General features: G+C 43.1%; 24 protein-coding genes. All 24 read left to right on the top strand.

Annotation, left to right across the window (positions count from 1 at the left end; genetic code table 11):
• Positions 1-213 (top strand): hypothetical protein (locus HAP68_RS19420; protein WP_207116879.1); only part of this gene is annotated, 213 nt, incomplete at its 5' end.
• A 910-nt stretch (positions 214-1,123) separates the two neighbouring features.
• Positions 1,124-1,291 carry a helix-turn-helix domain-containing protein gene (locus tag HAP68_RS19410; RefSeq protein ID WP_184123350.1) on the top strand — a complete coding sequence of 56 codons (168 nt, stop codon included), beginning with the start codon at positions 1,124-1,126 and terminating at the stop codon, positions 1,289-1,291.
• A 23-nt stretch (positions 1,292-1,314) separates the two neighbouring features.
• Positions 1,315-1,839: a hypothetical protein gene (locus HAP68_RS19405; RefSeq protein ID WP_184123349.1), complete on the top strand. Its 525-nt coding sequence runs from the start codon at positions 1,315-1,317 to the stop codon at positions 1,837-1,839.
• A gap of 65 nt (positions 1,840-1,904) precedes the next feature.
• The gene (locus HAP68_RS19400; protein ID WP_184123348.1) at positions 1,905-2,141 is read left to right on the top strand and encodes a hypothetical protein; all 237 of its coding nucleotides are present in this window, start codon (positions 1,905-1,907) and stop codon (positions 2,139-2,141) included.
• Positions 2,142-2,196: 55 nt separating this feature from the next.
• Positions 2,197-2,973: a hypothetical protein gene (locus HAP68_RS19395; protein WP_184123347.1), complete on the top strand. Its 777-nt coding sequence runs from the start codon at positions 2,197-2,199 to the stop codon at positions 2,971-2,973.
• A gap of 14 nt (positions 2,974-2,987) precedes the next feature.
• Positions 2,988-5,132: a DNA polymerase gene (locus HAP68_RS19390; RefSeq protein ID WP_184123346.1), complete on the top strand. Its 2,145-nt coding sequence runs from the start codon at positions 2,988-2,990 to the stop codon at positions 5,130-5,132.
• A 247-nt stretch (positions 5,133-5,379) separates the two neighbouring features.
• Complete coding sequence (locus HAP68_RS19385) at positions 5,380-5,634, top strand: hypothetical protein (RefSeq protein WP_184123345.1); 255 nt, start codon at positions 5,380-5,382, stop codon at positions 5,632-5,634.
• Positions 5,628-6,176 carry a hypothetical protein gene (locus tag HAP68_RS19380; RefSeq protein ID WP_192580585.1) on the top strand — a complete coding sequence of 183 codons (549 nt, stop codon included), beginning with the start codon at positions 5,628-5,630 and terminating at the stop codon, positions 6,174-6,176. Before HAP68_RS19385 ends, HAP68_RS19380 begins: the two co-directional genes overlap by 7 nt.
• A 41-nt stretch (positions 6,177-6,217) precedes the next feature.
• Positions 6,218-6,475: a hypothetical protein gene (locus HAP68_RS19375; RefSeq protein WP_184123343.1), complete on the top strand. Its 258-nt coding sequence runs from the start codon at positions 6,218-6,220 to the stop codon at positions 6,473-6,475.
• The gene (locus HAP68_RS19370) at positions 6,453-7,094 is read left to right on the top strand and encodes an ATP-binding protein (protein WP_103042104.1); all 642 of its coding nucleotides are present in this window, start codon (positions 6,453-6,455) and stop codon (positions 7,092-7,094) included. Before HAP68_RS19375 ends, HAP68_RS19370 begins: the two co-directional genes overlap by 23 nt.
• 13 nt (positions 7,095-7,107) lie before the next feature.
• A complete protein-coding gene (locus HAP68_RS19365) occupies positions 7,108-7,251 on the top strand; it encodes a hypothetical protein (RefSeq protein WP_158649812.1) in 144 nt (47 codons plus the stop codon).
• 13 nt (positions 7,252-7,264) lie between these two features.
• Positions 7,265-7,393: a hypothetical protein gene (locus tag HAP68_RS19680; RefSeq protein WP_260399545.1), complete on the top strand. Its 129-nt coding sequence runs from the start codon at positions 7,265-7,267 to the stop codon at positions 7,391-7,393.
• 16 nt (positions 7,394-7,409) lie between these two features.
• The gene (locus HAP68_RS19360) at positions 7,410-8,468 is read left to right on the top strand and encodes a cytoplasmic protein (RefSeq protein WP_103042103.1); all 1,059 of its coding nucleotides are present in this window, start codon (positions 7,410-7,412) and stop codon (positions 8,466-8,468) included.
• A 59-nt stretch (positions 8,469-8,527) separates the two neighbouring features.
• Entirely contained in the window at positions 8,528-8,776 is a 249-nt protein-coding gene (locus HAP68_RS19355) for a hypothetical protein (protein ID WP_184123342.1), read from the top strand.
• Between the two features lie 12 nt (positions 8,777-8,788).
• The gene (locus HAP68_RS19350) at positions 8,789-8,950 is read left to right on the top strand and encodes a hypothetical protein (protein ID WP_184123341.1); all 162 of its coding nucleotides are present in this window, start codon (positions 8,789-8,791) and stop codon (positions 8,948-8,950) included.
• 92 nt (positions 8,951-9,042) lie between these two features.
• Positions 9,043-9,366, top strand: a complete 324-nt coding sequence (locus HAP68_RS19345) for a hypothetical protein (protein WP_184123340.1) — start codon at positions 9,043-9,045, stop codon at positions 9,364-9,366.
• A 12-nt stretch (positions 9,367-9,378) separates the two neighbouring features.
• On the top strand, positions 9,379-9,558 hold the full coding sequence (locus HAP68_RS19340; RefSeq protein WP_103042100.1) for a hypothetical protein: 180 nt from the start codon (positions 9,379-9,381) through the stop codon (positions 9,556-9,558).
• 148 nt (positions 9,559-9,706) lie between these two features.
• A complete protein-coding gene (locus HAP68_RS19335; RefSeq protein WP_173602767.1) occupies positions 9,707-10,003 on the top strand; it encodes a hypothetical protein in 297 nt (98 codons plus the stop codon).
• Positions 9,990-10,745, top strand: coding sequence for a LysM peptidoglycan-binding domain-containing protein (locus HAP68_RS19330; RefSeq protein WP_184123339.1), 756 nt, complete (start codon positions 9,990-9,992; stop codon positions 10,743-10,745). Before HAP68_RS19335 ends, HAP68_RS19330 begins: the two co-directional genes overlap by 14 nt.
• An 8-nt stretch (positions 10,746-10,753) precedes the next feature.
• On the top strand, positions 10,754-11,578 hold the full coding sequence (locus HAP68_RS19325) for a glycoside hydrolase family 73 protein (protein ID WP_184123338.1): 825 nt from the start codon (positions 10,754-10,756) through the stop codon (positions 11,576-11,578).
• A complete protein-coding gene (locus HAP68_RS19320) occupies positions 11,547-12,332 on the top strand; it encodes a hypothetical protein (protein ID WP_184123337.1) in 786 nt (261 codons plus the stop codon). The genes HAP68_RS19325 and HAP68_RS19320 overlap by 32 nt, the downstream gene beginning before the upstream one ends.
• Positions 12,333-13,439 carry a hypothetical protein gene (locus HAP68_RS19315; RefSeq protein WP_184123336.1) on the top strand — a complete coding sequence of 369 codons (1,107 nt, stop codon included), beginning with the start codon at positions 12,333-12,335 and terminating at the stop codon, positions 13,437-13,439. It begins immediately after the preceding gene.
• Positions 13,440-13,452: 13 nt separating this feature from the next.
• Entirely contained in the window at positions 13,453-13,671 is a 219-nt protein-coding gene (locus HAP68_RS19310) for a hypothetical protein (protein ID WP_184123335.1), read from the top strand.
• Positions 13,668-14,419 (top strand): glucosaminidase domain-containing protein (locus HAP68_RS19305; RefSeq protein WP_192580584.1); only part of this gene is annotated, 752 nt, incomplete at its 3' end. The genes HAP68_RS19310 and HAP68_RS19305, both read left to right, overlap by 4 nt.

Genomic DNA, 14,419 nt, shown 5'->3' with positions numbered 1-14,419 from the left:
GATTTATGTCGGTCAGCGGTTGCGGGTGAAATAATGTCGAATTTAAAGAATCCTGAATTCATAAAGCGAGTGGAAATAATGCCTACGCAATTGAAAATAATTGGTATAATTTCAATCGTATTAGGGGCGGCTTTTGGAAGCGTCAGTATGCTTCTATGCATCCGGAAATTGGGTAACGATTTAATAAAAGACTTCCCGATTGAAAATAAATAGAATTAATGTTAAATTATAGGCAGGTGGGGAAGGTTGCGGAAGACCTTCCTACACCTTTAAGGCTGTAACAAATAATGAGTGACCGGGAACCCGTTGAAATTTTTCAGCGGGGTTTTTTATTGACCCAAATGTAAGCGCTTCCAAATGATGCACATTTTCAGGGGATTGTCAATAGAAAACGGCAAAAAACCGTGCGATTACTTCCACTGTAATCGCACGGTTTTTTGCGAGACAGCGGTGGAAGAAATCACACGGTTTTTTGCCCGATTCTATTGACATTTCCATAAAAATGTGTATCATATGGAAGCGTTTACATTTGGTTCGGCCGGAAGAACGCAAAAATAAATCCTCACGCGGAGGACTTATTTTGATATATAAGGACTAGTAGGGAACCTTTATACTTGCACATTTGGTATCCCTTATATTTATTTGACGTGGCAAGGGTCATAACATCGTCTTTCCTCTTAATAGGAGAAATGGAAATACAGTAGGGTATTTTGTTCGCTTTTGGTCTGAAATATTTTAGTAACTCTGTAAACAAAGCGCTATCTTTGAAATATATTTGTATCATTTGCTTCCCTTCCTTTCCTCGTTATTCCGTGTTATTCCTCTTTATTATCATACATTCCCAACGAGATATAAAGGGACTTTATACCTGATTTATGTAAGAAATTACAAGTAGATAGTCCTTTACATTTACGAACCTTTGTTCGATAATAGAGGAAGAAAAATTTTCTTCATATGGAAGGAAGTCGTTTTATGTCATAACTTGTCGAAAATATTTTGACGAAATTTGTGAGAACCACTTGCACTGGATGACCCTGTATGATACTATTAAGCCATAACAAGGAACAACGCGCCACAACGCGGAAACTTGTTCCCTGTAAGGGAAGTGATAGGAGGCATACAATTGACAGAAGAAAAAAGTTACACCGTAAGGGAAGTATCGGGCATTCTCAACGTGTCTGATAAAACAGTCCGTAAGCTTCTCAATGACGGAGATTTGAAAGGTTTTAAAGTCGGTAAAAACTGGCGTGTCAAACCTTCAGAAGTAGAAAAGTATCAAAACCAAAATTAAAACAATATCGGAGGAATATCAAAATGGCTAACACTAAAACAACTGAAAAAGAATTTATCAACGCTGAGGAAGTACAAGCGGAGGAAGTACAAGCGGCGACGCAAACAACTGACCTTATTGATACAAATAAAGAGGATATCGCAACGTTTGCACCGAGCATGTTTGAACAAGCTTCACAACAAATTTTTTCGACTATCACAGGTGATGACCGCGCAACGAAAATCAAACTATACAACGCGGTTAGTAACGCCGAGCATTCTCTATCAGACCATGAAGGAGAAATTTTAGAAATAACCGATTTTGTCGCACATCCAGTAACCCTTTTAGACGAACAGACAAACCAAGAAATCCAAGCTATGCGAATTGTACTTGTTACAAAAGATGGGACGGGCTATCACAGCGTGTCGAACGGTATAGCAACTTCTATGCAGCGCATTTTGGCTTTAGTTGGAAAAGGACCATGGACGGAAGAGCCTTTGAAAATCGCTTGTAAATCAGTTAAGACCCGCAAAGGGCGTCAGACATTGTCACTTGTACTTATGGGCTAATTTCATAGTCGCTCCGTCCGGGGCGGCTTTTCTTATATTAAATACCAATTATGGAGGGTTACAACTTGGATAAAAATGTACTGATTTTCGACAACGGAGAACGCCGCACAGAGATTAAAGAAGATAGATTGGAAAATATGTATTCATTCGCTCAAAAACTCGATGATGACACATTACACGTAATCTCTTTTACACGTTCTGAAATGCTTGCTATCGTCTCTTATTTCCATGCTGAAGCACACGACGAATTGTCACGCGGGTCTGTTCGCTATATGCCGACAGCCGGAGCAGAAGCCATTTAAATATTAAATTGACAGGGAAATTCATTTTTCCCTGTGACTTTTGTATTTAAGGGGGGTGTCACCGATTGCGAAGAAAAAGCGGCTGAAAAAGAAACAGCAAAAAAAGCAGAATATAGAAGCGCTTAAAAAAGTCGGCGTTAATGACAAAAAGGTTATAAAGGAATTAAAAAATAAACCTGCGGTTGTTTCAAAAATAGTTAAAAAAGAAACCCGGAATAAAATAGCCCGGGAACGTTCTGAATTAATAAAATCGCTAGGATATAAAGTTAAAGACCATTCTGCAAAAAGGTATTGGGATAAAGAACGGTTCGACGCTTGGTATCAAGCCGAATTACGGAAAATAAAAAGGCGCGAACAAGCCCGTAAAAGATATAGAGAGCGGAAAAACCAAAAGAAACTGCTTATCTATTGGTATGAAAAAACACGTGACTATCATGACTATGATGAAATTTTGCGGTTTAAACGATCTTACAAATACGTGGACACTGAATTTTTAATTGAAGGTATTAGAGACGCGTACAGCTCCGATAAAGGGACTTTAATAGGATCAGGCGCTGTTATCGCTACGGACGATGTTTCAAGCGTTAAAAACTTTTATTCTAGTTTCAGCGACGGAACCTTTGCGGCGCATAATGGTTGGTTTTTAATTTATGAAGGCGTAGCGAGCATGAGAAAATACCGGGAATTATTAATTTCTTTATTGGTCATGTTTGAATTAATGTATGAGGATACAGAGAAAACATTATTTTGGGAAGCTTTTAAACGTGAATTAATGGAAGTGAACGAAAGGACGGCGAGACGTCTCATTCAGGAAGTTGATTTGGATTATTAGGAGGAAAAATAAATATGGGTGCTAAAAATAAAAAGAGTCAAAAGCCTGTGAAACTTTTGACACTGGATGCTGAGACGCGTGGATTTTTCGGACAAATCTTCCGCGTCGGTTTATATGATGGCGTGAAATATCATGCGGCTAACACTTTTTCAACGCTTAAATCTATTATAGCACGTTTAACCGAAAAATATGACTGTCATATATACATTCATAATCTTGACTTTGATTTAGGGAAAATGGCGCACGATGTTTTATATGAGGTCGATTTAAACGATTCTATTTTTATTAATAATAATGTTGCTGTTTATAAAACAAGTTTAGTCGAGACACAAATACGCGAAGAATTAGAAGTAATATCACAACCGTTGACGTTTCACGATTCACTGAAGCTTGTAAATAATAAAAGTTTAGCAAGCATATGTAAAGATTTTAAAATCGAATCCGACCACGCTAAAATTGATTTAAAAGACCATATCATCAATTTAGGATGGGGAAGGGATAAACATAATAAACCAATAAAACACCCGTCAGAGTACCATAAAAACAATTCTGAAGGGTATTATTTTATGAACGTTGACCCTTTGGAACCGATGTTAAATTTTTATTTAAAAAATGACTGCGTTTCTCTCTATAAAATTCTGCGGAAATTAATTGATTTATCCGGTTTGGATATTGACGAATTTTTCAGGTGTCCTACTACCGCAAGCCTTGCTTTAAAAGTATTTAAAACGAATTATCCCGACGACTATGAAAAAGCCATAAGCACAAAAATATACCGCAAAAAAGGCGAAGGCGAATTTTATGAAAAATTTGTCCGGGAAGCTTATTACGGTGGTAGGACAGAAGTTTTCACACCGCGTTTAGAAAACGGTGTTCATTACGATATGAATTCTATTTACCCGTTTGTTATGAAAGAACATAAATTCCCGATCGGTCGCCCTACTTATTTAGAGGGTCATAAAGCAAAATTAATGTTTAACAGGTGGCGGAAATTTAAAACGGGTGCAGGTTTTATAGAGGTAGATATACATATACCAGAAGACTTGTTTATACCACCTCTTCCGCGGAAAGACAAAGCGGATAAAAAATATAAAGCTTTTAATAAATTAATATTCCCGGTCGGAAATATACACGGTGTCTATACGTATGAAGAATTGGAATTGGCTTTGGAAGCGGGCGGCGAAATTAAAGAGGTTTATCAAGGATTACACTTCAGTAAGACCGAATATATTTTCAAAGATTTTATAAGTCATTTTGAAAAAATAAAAGTATCATCGACGGGTGCTTTGCGAACATTTGCAAAGCTTGTACAAAATGCTCTTTATGGAAAATTCGGTATGATAAGGGTTCGTGAAACCATGCTCCCGATGCACCATTTAGAAACAGTGCAAGAAAAGGGATACCCGTATATGATAAAAAATAATCAATTAATTAAAGGCGGGAAATTCATTCTCGCGCGCGTACCAAGTCATGCTGAATATATTCAGCCGCATATCGCCGCGTATGTTACAAGCCTTGCCCGCATTTTATTATACAAAGGTTTAATTAAACAGGATGAAAAAGGCGACGTTCATTATTGCGACACAGACTCGATCGCTTGCGAAAAAGATTTTGATGATGAGGATATTCACGATAGCGAATATGGGAAGTGGAAACTAGAAGCACGCGTCCAAAAAGGTTTATTTATTCAACCTAAACTTTATTATGAAAAGCACACTGAAAAAATAATTAAAGAAGTATGCCGGGAACGGGAAACGGCGTCGTTTGCAAAACAATTATTTTCATACCCGGAGACGATCTACGAAAATATAAAAATTATTACGTATAAAGAAGAACGAAAAGCGAAAGGCGTTCCGGGGAAATATAATCATTTATTAACCGAACAGTTTTATGATAATTTATATGCTAAATTAGAAACGCTTGAAAGAAAGATTGAAAATAAAGAGGAAATAACGGACGACGATTTAACGTTCGATATTTACAGCGGTGAAAATGCTGATAAGAAATTAATGAAATTCGGTACTGCTATGAAAAACGACATACGCAATTTTAACAAGGCAATAACGGTCACCAAACGCATGAATTTATTGAATATGCAAAAACGACGAATGAACTACCGAGAAAATACGAGCAGACCGCATATATTAAAAGACTTTTAAGGATTGAATAAAATGAAAAGATGTTGTATTTGCTTGGAACACCACACCGTATTTGTCAGCTTTTGTTGTATAAAATGTTTTAATAAATATGTTTTTAAACCTCGGAAAAATTAATTTCCGGGGTTTTATTTTACCTAAATATGAAATTAATTCATTTATTTTTATTTTTTGTCTTGAAATCGAACACATGTTCCTATATTATTTAATTTATCGAACAGAAATAGTACAAAAGGAGGATTTATTTTCTATGACAAAAGAACTAGATGAAAAAGAAGAAAAATCGTCTGCTGAAGAAAAACCGAAAAAAGAGGAACAGGAGGACACGCCAAAATGGGCAAAGAATCTGCTACAGGACATCCAAAACCTGATGGGAACAAAGGAACAGCCACAGGGACAAGCACAGGAAATTCCGGTGCCGGAGCCGCCAAAAGTGGAGGAACCGGAGGAAGAGGAAGAGCCAACACCAAGCAAAGCGAAGTCGCTCCTAGGGTGGTTATGGTAGATGTGCCCGGAAGCGACTCTGAGGAACCGCCGAAAAAGAAACGCGGACGCCCTCCGGGTACAGGCACAAAAAAGAAGAGCGCTGCTAAGAAAAAGGCGGCGGGTAATGTTGATTCATCCCAATTAAAAATGTTGCTACTGACAACAAGCGCGATCGTAGCAGCACGCCCCGGGATGGAGGATTTTGCTTTAACACCTGAAGAAGCCGAACAGATATGCACGCCACTTGCAAACATTATGGCTAAGTCTGAAGGCGTCGCGGGTGTTGCCAGTGAGTATGCCGACCATATCGCGCTACTTCTAGCATGCTTCACCATCTTTATTCCTAAATTCCTGATGTGGAAATCAAAACAACCTAAAAAGAAAGAGGTAAAGAAAAATGTCTTGCCAAAACGAGAATTACCAAAACAACCAACAGAACAACGAGGAAATGAAGTCAAGGCTGAAAGACCTCATCAAGGGTCTGCTGAACGATCTGGGGAACCCGTTAGTAAGCAATTTGGCGGCTCCTTACATCAACTCATCCCTTTCGGAGGATATTGACGTTGAAAAATTCCTCGACCATTTAGAGGGGATGATCGAATATGTCCGGCATGGTGACGCTGAAGCAAGGTGACTTCTATTACAACATCCCAATGCACGAATACAGCCGTTATTGGTTCGAACACTTGGATATTATCGAACAGGGCGAAGAATGGTTAGTCGTGGAGAAAATCCCTTACGACAAAATCCCGAAACCGTCTATCATGGCGGCTATGAAAAGAGGGAAAGGCGTGAAGCGTGTTGTGAAAGCCTACAGCACGAAAGGAAGTGGAAAACATGCGAATGACAATTGGCGATGACGAACACGTTTTTATCTGCGGACAGACCGGGACAGGTAAGTCCGTAGTCGCTGAAGTCTATCTGTCCGGGAAAGACCATGTGGTGAAGCTTGACACGAAAGGCGAAGTATACGAGCGCCGGAAGAAGCGTCAGGAATTATGGCACGGCTTGCAGGAAGGGAAGGACTTTACCGTTGTTCACCGATTGGAAGACGTGTCCGAGGTCGAGACGCCGAAAATTATTTATTGCCCGGTTGCTGAAGAATTGGAGCCGGAATATTACAACGCCCTTATGTCGTGGGTGTACAAGCGTGAAAATACGATTCTGTGGATTGACGAATTAATGGAAGTCGCTCCAAGCGCCCACAACTACCCGAAAGAGTTAAAAGCTTTATATACGCGCGGGCGATCTAAGAACGCTGTCGTTTGGGCTTGCACACAACGCCCTACAGACATTCCGGTCATTGCCATGGCGAACAGCTCGCACTATTTCATTTTCACGATGCAGAACCCGGATGACCGGAAAAAGATTGTGAAAGCCACGGGTATGCCGCAGTTTATGGAGCAACCCGGCGGGCACAATTTTTGGTATTGGAAAGTGGGTATGCAAAACCCGGTACTAGCAAAATTGAAGCTTTAAAGGGGGTGATGGATTGGAGACACGTAAATTTGCGGGTGTCGGGCTGAAGAACATGATTGTCATTGCATTATTCACAATGATGGTCATTGTTGTCACAAAGGTTATTGTCACGAAGCATCCGGTTAACGGTGTGACGCAATTAGTAAACGCAGTATAAGGAGGAAAATAGCATGAAAATGAAATGGCTTGTTCAAACATTCGTAACAGTATTTATCACAATGGTTTTCATGTGGATCATTAAGAAAGCTTCAGCAAAATATCATATCCCGGTTGTTTCTAAAATCGCGGCAGAAGTTTAAGGAGGAATTTTAAATTATGGCAACTCAACAACAATTATCAGCACAAGCAAAGGCGCAACTATTCTCACAAGCGACCCGCCAAACATGGCAGATGATGGGTACACAGACAGTGACAGAAGACGCACAAACGGTCGTGTTCAATCTTCCGAAAGTACGCCTACTATCACAAATTTTAGTTGAATTTGACGCGACAGTAACTCTCAAATCACAGAACGCGGCAATTCCAACAAAACCATTTTCACCATACCAGATTATCAGAAATATTGCACTGGAATTGAACAGCGGATTCCGTCCGTTTGTCGTATCAGGCGAAGCCCTTCACCTATACAGCTTAAACCGATTGAATCCAGACGTTCTATTACCTGCATCAAGTCCGCGGGCGTTATCTTACATTGAAACAGCCGCGAGCACGTCAGGTAAAGAAGCACGCATTAAATTCCAAGTCGCGCTGCCATTAACTTTAAACCAACGTGACCCGGTCGGTCTTATCTTGCTACAGAACGAAGAGACAACCGTATCACTAAATATTGATACAGCTCGCGCGCAAGACGCGTATCAGTTGGCTACTGGTGACACAGTAACGCTGAAGCAATTGAAAATCACGCCTACGATCGAGACGTTCTCTGTCCCTTCCGTACCGCAAGCCGTGCCGGATATTTCTGTCCTGAAGCTTGTAAACGAAAAAGGCGAACAGTTTACCGGGAACGGTCAAAACATCGTCAAGCTTCAGACAGGGACGATTTACCGTAAACTCATGTTCTACTTTACGGATGAGTCGGGCAACCCGCTGAAGGATAGCGATTTTGCGGGTAACTTGGAACTCGTATTCAACCAAGCCGACATCCCATACAGCATTAAGCCATCAGCGCTTGCCGCCCGAAACCATTCGGACTTGGGTTATGTCCTGCCTGAAGGGGTCTACGTGTTTGACTTCTCAAACCAAGGCTTGCCGAACCTCGGCGGCTCTCGTGACTATATCGACACCGAACGTCTCACAGAGTTTTGGATTCGTTTCAACACTCAAAAAGGCGGGCGCGTCAAGATCGTTGCTGAGAAGCTTTCACGCTTGCATTAATACACGCGGGAGGGCTTTTCCCTCCTTTTCTTATTTGACTACTACGAAGGAGGATTTACATGAATGCACCGTCACAAATGGGGCTTGGTGAAATGTTCTACCATGCCGCCGACTTATATCCAAACATGGGGTTTATGAGTACCCGAACGTCTACGGTTCCAGAAGCTGAAGACCAGATGTCGCTTGTCGATGATGAGGACACAGCAAAAGAGCATGACGTGAAGCAAGACCCCGTTACATCAAAACAAATCTTGTTAGGGTTCGGAATCGTGTTCCTTGTCGTATTCCTATTCTCGGCAAGGGTGTAGGGGGTGTGACTTGTGGAGCAAATCTATTCAATCCTATTAAATAACGGAGCCATGGGCGTAATGCTCGCGTGGTTCATGTTCAAACAATCAAAGGATAACGAACAGACGCGGGAAATTCTCACCGATCTGAAAATGGTTATTTCAAAAATCGGGGGTGCTTCTAGTAATGACTAAAATTCTTGTTCTTACGGTCATTATCATTGTGTTCTGGTTCTTCTTCATCCGCGGAAAGTCGAAACATACGCGTCCGGCTATGGGGTGACGAAATGGAAAAAGGTCTTTTGTTTTTCACGCTGGCGCTTACAGCCGTATGGGTCATACTGGATGACTTTTATGGCGGCAAACACCTGTCAAAGATGGCTCAGAAGATGACGCCGGACATTAATTCCCCGATTGACACCGTTAAGGAGACGCTTGACGATGCGGGGGATACGGCGAAAAAGGCGATTGAAAAAGCGACAGGATACGACACGTATAAAAAGTATCAAAAGATGAAGCCGGAGCAGAAAAAGAAAGTCAAGAAAGCCGCAAAAGACAGTTTCATAGATGGGTTTTGGGACGGTCTTAAACGCGGCTTCGGCTTGAAGTAAAGGGGTGAACGTATGGAAGAGTTTACAAAATCAATGCGGTTTATTATCACCTTTCTCTTTTTCATTATCCTGCTCGGTATGTTCACAAATGAAAAAATCACATACACGTTCTTGGTGCTTGTTCTCGCAAGTATGGCTGTCCTGAACGTGGATAAGGTAAAACAAATCATGGGAGGTCTTGTGGATGGTTAACAAGTTTTTTGACGTGATTGCGGGTATCGGGATTCTCATTGGTATTTATCTATTCCTAAAGAATGCCAAGTCTACGACTTCCATTATCAGCACAATCGCAAGCAATTCGATTTCAGGTATCAAAGTATTACAAGGGAGGTAATGCGGCATGATGGAAGGTTATCACCTTCAAAACCGGGTTCATGCTCTTCAGGAACTTTCACGCCCTGTGGAAGTACCTGACGCACAGCTCGGTATTGGGGACGCTGAAGAACTGCGCCCGACTCATGCCAATTTCATCTATCCGATGGTTCCGAAAGAAGCGCTCATAGACAAAGTAACAAACATGAGCATTGAAAAGGCTACGGTCGATCTGAACGGTAATCAGGTAGATGAAGAAAACTTCTCAAAGAATCATTATTTTGGTGATCCGATAGGGGGTTTGTATTGGTATGGCGGAATTTGAACACGTTGGTCATGAATCCGGGGGTCATTCCCCCGGTAAAAAGAAGTTTCAATGGAATAAGAAAAATATCGTTATTGTCGGCTCGCTTGCGATCGGGGTATTTCTTCTCGTATCGGTTGCTACTCGCGGGCGTTCAGAAGGCGATGGAGAGCAGTACGTGACTTCTGAAGCTTTAGAGGGCGATTACTTGGATGGCAATCCTATGAATTCAAGCATGGTTCAGGCACAGCTACAAAACAATCAATCTTTAATTGAAGGTAGTGTAGACACAGCCTTAAACAACTTTGCAAATGAATTGGGGCAGAATCAGGAATCATTCAAATCAGACGTTATCGACACCATCACAGACATAGGGAAGGAAAACAAAACGTATGTCGATCAAGTGAAGGACAGCATTTCAAAACAGCTTGCCGATCAAGCGAAGAAATACAGCAACTTGGAAACAGAAAATGACCAGCTTCATAAAGAACTGGAAAAGCTGAAAAATACGAAACCGTCCACACCTGCCAAAACGACAACACCTGCGAAGAAACCGAGTGCTCCGGCTAAAAAGCCAGCCCCGGCGAAAACGCCAAAATACAAAACGGTGACAGTCAAAAAAGGTGATACGTTATCAGAACTGACACAAAGGTATGGTAAGGGTGGTAAGAAGTCGGCTTATATGGAAACGGCAAAATTCAATAACATCAAAGACCCGAACAAAATCAAACCGGGTCAGAAAATCAAAATACTGACAAAGTAGGTGGGAGCATGGGCGTAAATATAAAGCCGTTTATCAAGGACGCGCAAGCCATACAGAAAGAAACTGGAATCCCTGCTTCTATCATACTGGGTCAAATCATGTTAGAGTCGGGCGGCTCAAACCCGGGCGGATTGTCCGGGCTTGCCTACTACTCTAAAAACCTATTCGGAATAAAGGGAAAAGGCACGGCTGGAAGCGCGACAATGGGAACGACCGAAGTCTATAACGGTAAGACCTATCACATAAAAGACGGCTTTGCAAAGTACAACAGCTATCAGGATTCCATACGCGCCCACGCGGAACTATTGTCCAAGCCACGCTATGCGTCAAAGCTGAAGGACGCGAAAAGCGTTGAGGACTATGCGAAGGGAATCAAAGCCGGGGGATATGCCACCGATCCGGGATATGTTAATAAACTTCTCGGCATTATCAGCAGTAACAACCTTCACCAGTACGATGATAAAGACATCACATTCAAAGGAACGTCAGGAGCCGGAGCCACAGGCGGGGATTCATCCTCTTCAGGCGGCAAAGACATGTCCTTTCTATCAAACGTCATGTTTGGGGTATTCAGATGGTCGCTTATTATCGGGCTTGGTATTATCGCCGTTGTGTTCTTCATGAAAGCATTCCCGGCGGTCGGAGACGTTGCCAAAGGGACGGCGTCCACAACGCTCGATTTTGTCCCGGGTGGTCGTGCTGTCAAATCTGTTTCTAAGGGAGCCAAAGCCATTAAGAAAGGACGTAGCGCGTCAAGCCACATCAAGAAAGCCGCTACAGTAGCAAAAGGAGTGAACAAGAATGCCGGAATTAGTAAAACAACCGGGGGATGACCACAAAAAGAGTACATGGCGTGAACAGACCGTCACCATGCTACCGGGCGACATCACAACGGTTTACTTTGACGACACAAAGCCGAACCATTCAGCCATAACAAATAACACAAGTCAGATCGTGTACGTACACGAACGCCCGAGCGTGTCATCTAACAATTATCTTTTAGCTGTGGCTCCGGGGTCAACAAAGCTTTTGGCGCGTCCGCTCGGTTATCACACAATCTACCTTGATGCCGCGATCGTGCAGCCCGAAAAAGTCCGGGTCGAATCGTGGATTGAGAAATTTACCGCGTCATCTATACCGCAGTCTATTGACACCGTTCAGCTTGGACAGATGACAGGAACCGTAGATATATCAGCGTTACCGCCGCTCGCGGCTGGAGACAAGCATATAGGGAGTGTGGAAATAGACAAGCCTGTCACACTTGGCGGGTCTTCTATCCCGGCGACACAGCCAGTACCAACCCGCGAAGCAGGGATGAATGATTTCCGCGTCGGTGGGGTCAGCGTCGGCATCACACCCGTAATGGCGAAGTCCGGTTCTAACAAGCTGACAAACCGGAGAGAATTGACAATCTATCCGCCTGAGACGGGTGTTATCTATTGGGGTAAGCAAGGCGTCGAAACAACAACGGGCGCGCCTCTCACATCCAATGACAGCCCGCTTACATTCAAGGTTCATAGTCAAAGCCCTGACGTGTACCTTGTCGCAGATACTGAGACAGTCGTCACGATCGTGGAGGTGTCATAATTGATTGAACTCGGGTCAAGGCGGACACCGCCCTATGATGACACAGGCGTCAAAACAAGTATTTCAGATTTAAAAGACAAGATGGCAAAGCTTCAGGACACCGTTGACCATATGGATGTATCGGATGAGATTAAAAACGATATTCTAACGCTTCAGCAAAAAGTGAAAGCGTTGGAAGAATCGGTGTCCGGCGGGTCTACTGGCGCGACAGACCAACAGATTCAGAGTATGAAAGCTGATATAGAGTCCTTTGGTCGAGTCTTGGACGCTCATGTTCAGGACGCGACTAAGCATGTATCATCTGAGGATCGTACCAAGTGGGACGGTATGGGTGACCGGGTGACGACCGCAGAAACGAACCTGAAGAACCACATAGCAAATGCCAAGCCCCATGTATCGGATGGTGAGCGCTTGAAATGGAATCAAGCCGCCGCGGATGCGGGACAGCTCCAAAAGGATTTAGAGACAACAAATTTGTCACTTCAGGACGTGATAGGCGTTCAAAATTTCTCTCAACAATACGCCTTTACGGACGCCGATGGAAGGCGGAAACGTTTGGCGTCAGCTGACAACATATATACAGCCGATCCCGGTTTTTATTACGGGACAGGGTGGAATCAGCTACCGCTACCGGGGGATGCGTCATGGTACTATCTCGACATTATCCCGGCACCAAACGGAATGAGAAAAATGGTTCTCACACGTTCATATGACAACACGACATGGATAGGCGTTATACACACTGACAACGTGTTCAGAGGTTGGAAACAGCTATTCACCTACAATGATTTTATGGCTCTCACATGGTACAATCTACCGCTTTTAAACGGTGCCAAAGCTTCAGGGAGAACGCCGCAGTATACCCGGTGGGGAAACGTTCTAATGCTTAAAGGAGACATAGCGTGTGACCTTGGCGTTGACTTTGCACAGCTACCCGCGGCATACGCACCGTTCGATAAGAAAGCAGTCGTGTCCACTTGCTATGGGACAACGGGTATCACAAAATTCTATATCAATCCTGACGGTAAATTGGCGTTTGTCGGCTTTTCAGGAAACAATCAATCCGCTGTATCCAGTTGGTCACTGGACGTTGCAGTGCCTTATTAGGAGGATCGGAACAATGGACATGATACAGGTATTCGTATACGACTCGGATTTTATCTTCGACTATCCAGAAATTGTACCGTCTGATTCCGTCCCGGATAACGCAACAACCGTACAGCCGCCCGGATATTGGCGGGCACAGTTTCAGAAGGATAGAAACATCTGGATCGAATCCGCTTCAGATGAACAAATACAAGAAATGAGAGAACAAATGAGGGAGAGTGTAAAAGAATGAGTTTTATGGAGAATGTAGCAAGTGAAGCACAAAAATTATACGGTGTAAGCCGGGTCTTACCTTCAGTTATCACAGCACAAGCGATTCATGAGTCAGCGTGGGGCAAATCTGGGCTTGCTACGCGTGCAAATAACCTTTTTGGGATAAAAGGTACCGGGAACGCCGGAAGCGTCTCTATGAAGACGTGGGAGGTGTATAACGGTATCTCAAAAACAATCACCGATGGATTCCGGGCATACAAGACCGTTCGTGATTCCATTATCGACCTTGTGAACCTCTATAACCGTCTTGACCGTTATAAGGGTGTTGTCGGGGAAACCAACTATGTACAAGCTTGTGCCGCTATCCAAAAGGGCGGATATGCGACAGACCCCAACTATGCAAAGAAGCTTATTGCAACAATCGAAGCCCACGGGTTGACGAAATACGATAAGGTCGGGAACAAAGCCGCAGTGAAAGCGAAGCCTGCCAAGTCGTCCGGCTCGACATACACCGTTAAGTCAGGCGACACGCTGACAGCGATCGCGAAAAAATACAATACATCAGTGAAGGAGTTGGCAAGTGTGAACGGTATTAAGAATCCGAATCTAATACGTGTAGGGCAGGTCTTGAAGGTGTCGGGTGCCGCGCCATCAAACGCCACATTCTACACGGTTAAGGCGGGCGACAACCTAACGAAAATCGGGAAGAAATTCGGTGTATCCGTTAAGACGTTGACCACGGTTAACCGTATCCCGGACGCAAATAA

This window comes from Bacillus sp. Bvel1, from assembly GCF_014872755.1.
Taxonomy (GTDB): Bacteria; Bacillota; Bacilli; order Bacillales; family Bacillaceae; genus Bacillus; species Bacillus velezensis.
The sequence above is the reverse complement of the archived record's forward strand: the minus strand, read 5'-3'. Positions and strand labels throughout refer to the sequence as shown.

Bases quoted from the DNA above. Each gene is read 5' to 3' on its own strand.
- HAP68_RS19405 (WP_184123349.1), top strand. From the start codon at position 1,315: ATGGCTAACACTAAAACAACTGAAAAAGAATTTATCAACGCTGAGGAA.
- HAP68_RS19390 (WP_184123346.1), top strand. From the start codon at position 2,988: ATGGGTGCTAAAAATAAAAAGAGTCAAAAGCCTGTGAAACTTTTGACA.
- HAP68_RS19385 (WP_184123345.1), top strand. From the start codon at position 5,380: ATGACAAAAGAACTAGATGAAAAAGAAGAAAAATCGTCTGCTGAAGAA.
- HAP68_RS19380 (WP_192580585.1), top strand. From the start codon at position 5,628: ATGGTAGATGTGCCCGGAAGCGACTCTGAGGAACCGCCGAAAAAGAAA.
- HAP68_RS19375 (WP_184123343.1), top strand. From the start codon at position 6,218: ATGTCCGGCATGGTGACGCTGAAGCAAGGTGACTTCTATTACAACATC.
- HAP68_RS19370 (WP_103042104.1), top strand. From the start codon at position 6,453: ATGCGAATGACAATTGGCGATGACGAACACGTTTTTATCTGCGGACAG.
- HAP68_RS19680 (WP_260399545.1), top strand. From the start codon at position 7,265: ATGAAAATGAAATGGCTTGTTCAAACATTCGTAACAGTATTTATCACA.
- HAP68_RS19360 (WP_103042103.1), top strand. From the start codon at position 7,410: ATGGCAACTCAACAACAATTATCAGCACAAGCAAAGGCGCAACTATTC.
- HAP68_RS19355 (WP_184123342.1), top strand. From the start codon at position 8,528: ATGAATGCACCGTCACAAATGGGGCTTGGTGAAATGTTCTACCATGCC.
- HAP68_RS19345 (WP_184123340.1), top strand. From the start codon at position 9,043: ATGGAAAAAGGTCTTTTGTTTTTCACGCTGGCGCTTACAGCCGTATGG.
- HAP68_RS19340 (WP_103042100.1), top strand. From the start codon at position 9,379: ATGGAAGAGTTTACAAAATCAATGCGGTTTATTATCACCTTTCTCTTT.
- HAP68_RS19335 (WP_173602767.1), top strand. From the start codon at position 9,707: ATGATGGAAGGTTATCACCTTCAAAACCGGGTTCATGCTCTTCAGGAA.
- HAP68_RS19330 (WP_184123339.1), top strand. From the start codon at position 9,990: ATGGCGGAATTTGAACACGTTGGTCATGAATCCGGGGGTCATTCCCCC.
- HAP68_RS19325 (WP_184123338.1), top strand. From the start codon at position 10,754: ATGGGCGTAAATATAAAGCCGTTTATCAAGGACGCGCAAGCCATACAG.
- HAP68_RS19320 (WP_184123337.1), top strand. From the start codon at position 11,547: ATGCCGGAATTAGTAAAACAACCGGGGGATGACCACAAAAAGAGTACA.
- HAP68_RS19310 (WP_184123335.1), top strand. From the start codon at position 13,453: ATGGACATGATACAGGTATTCGTATACGACTCGGATTTTATCTTCGAC.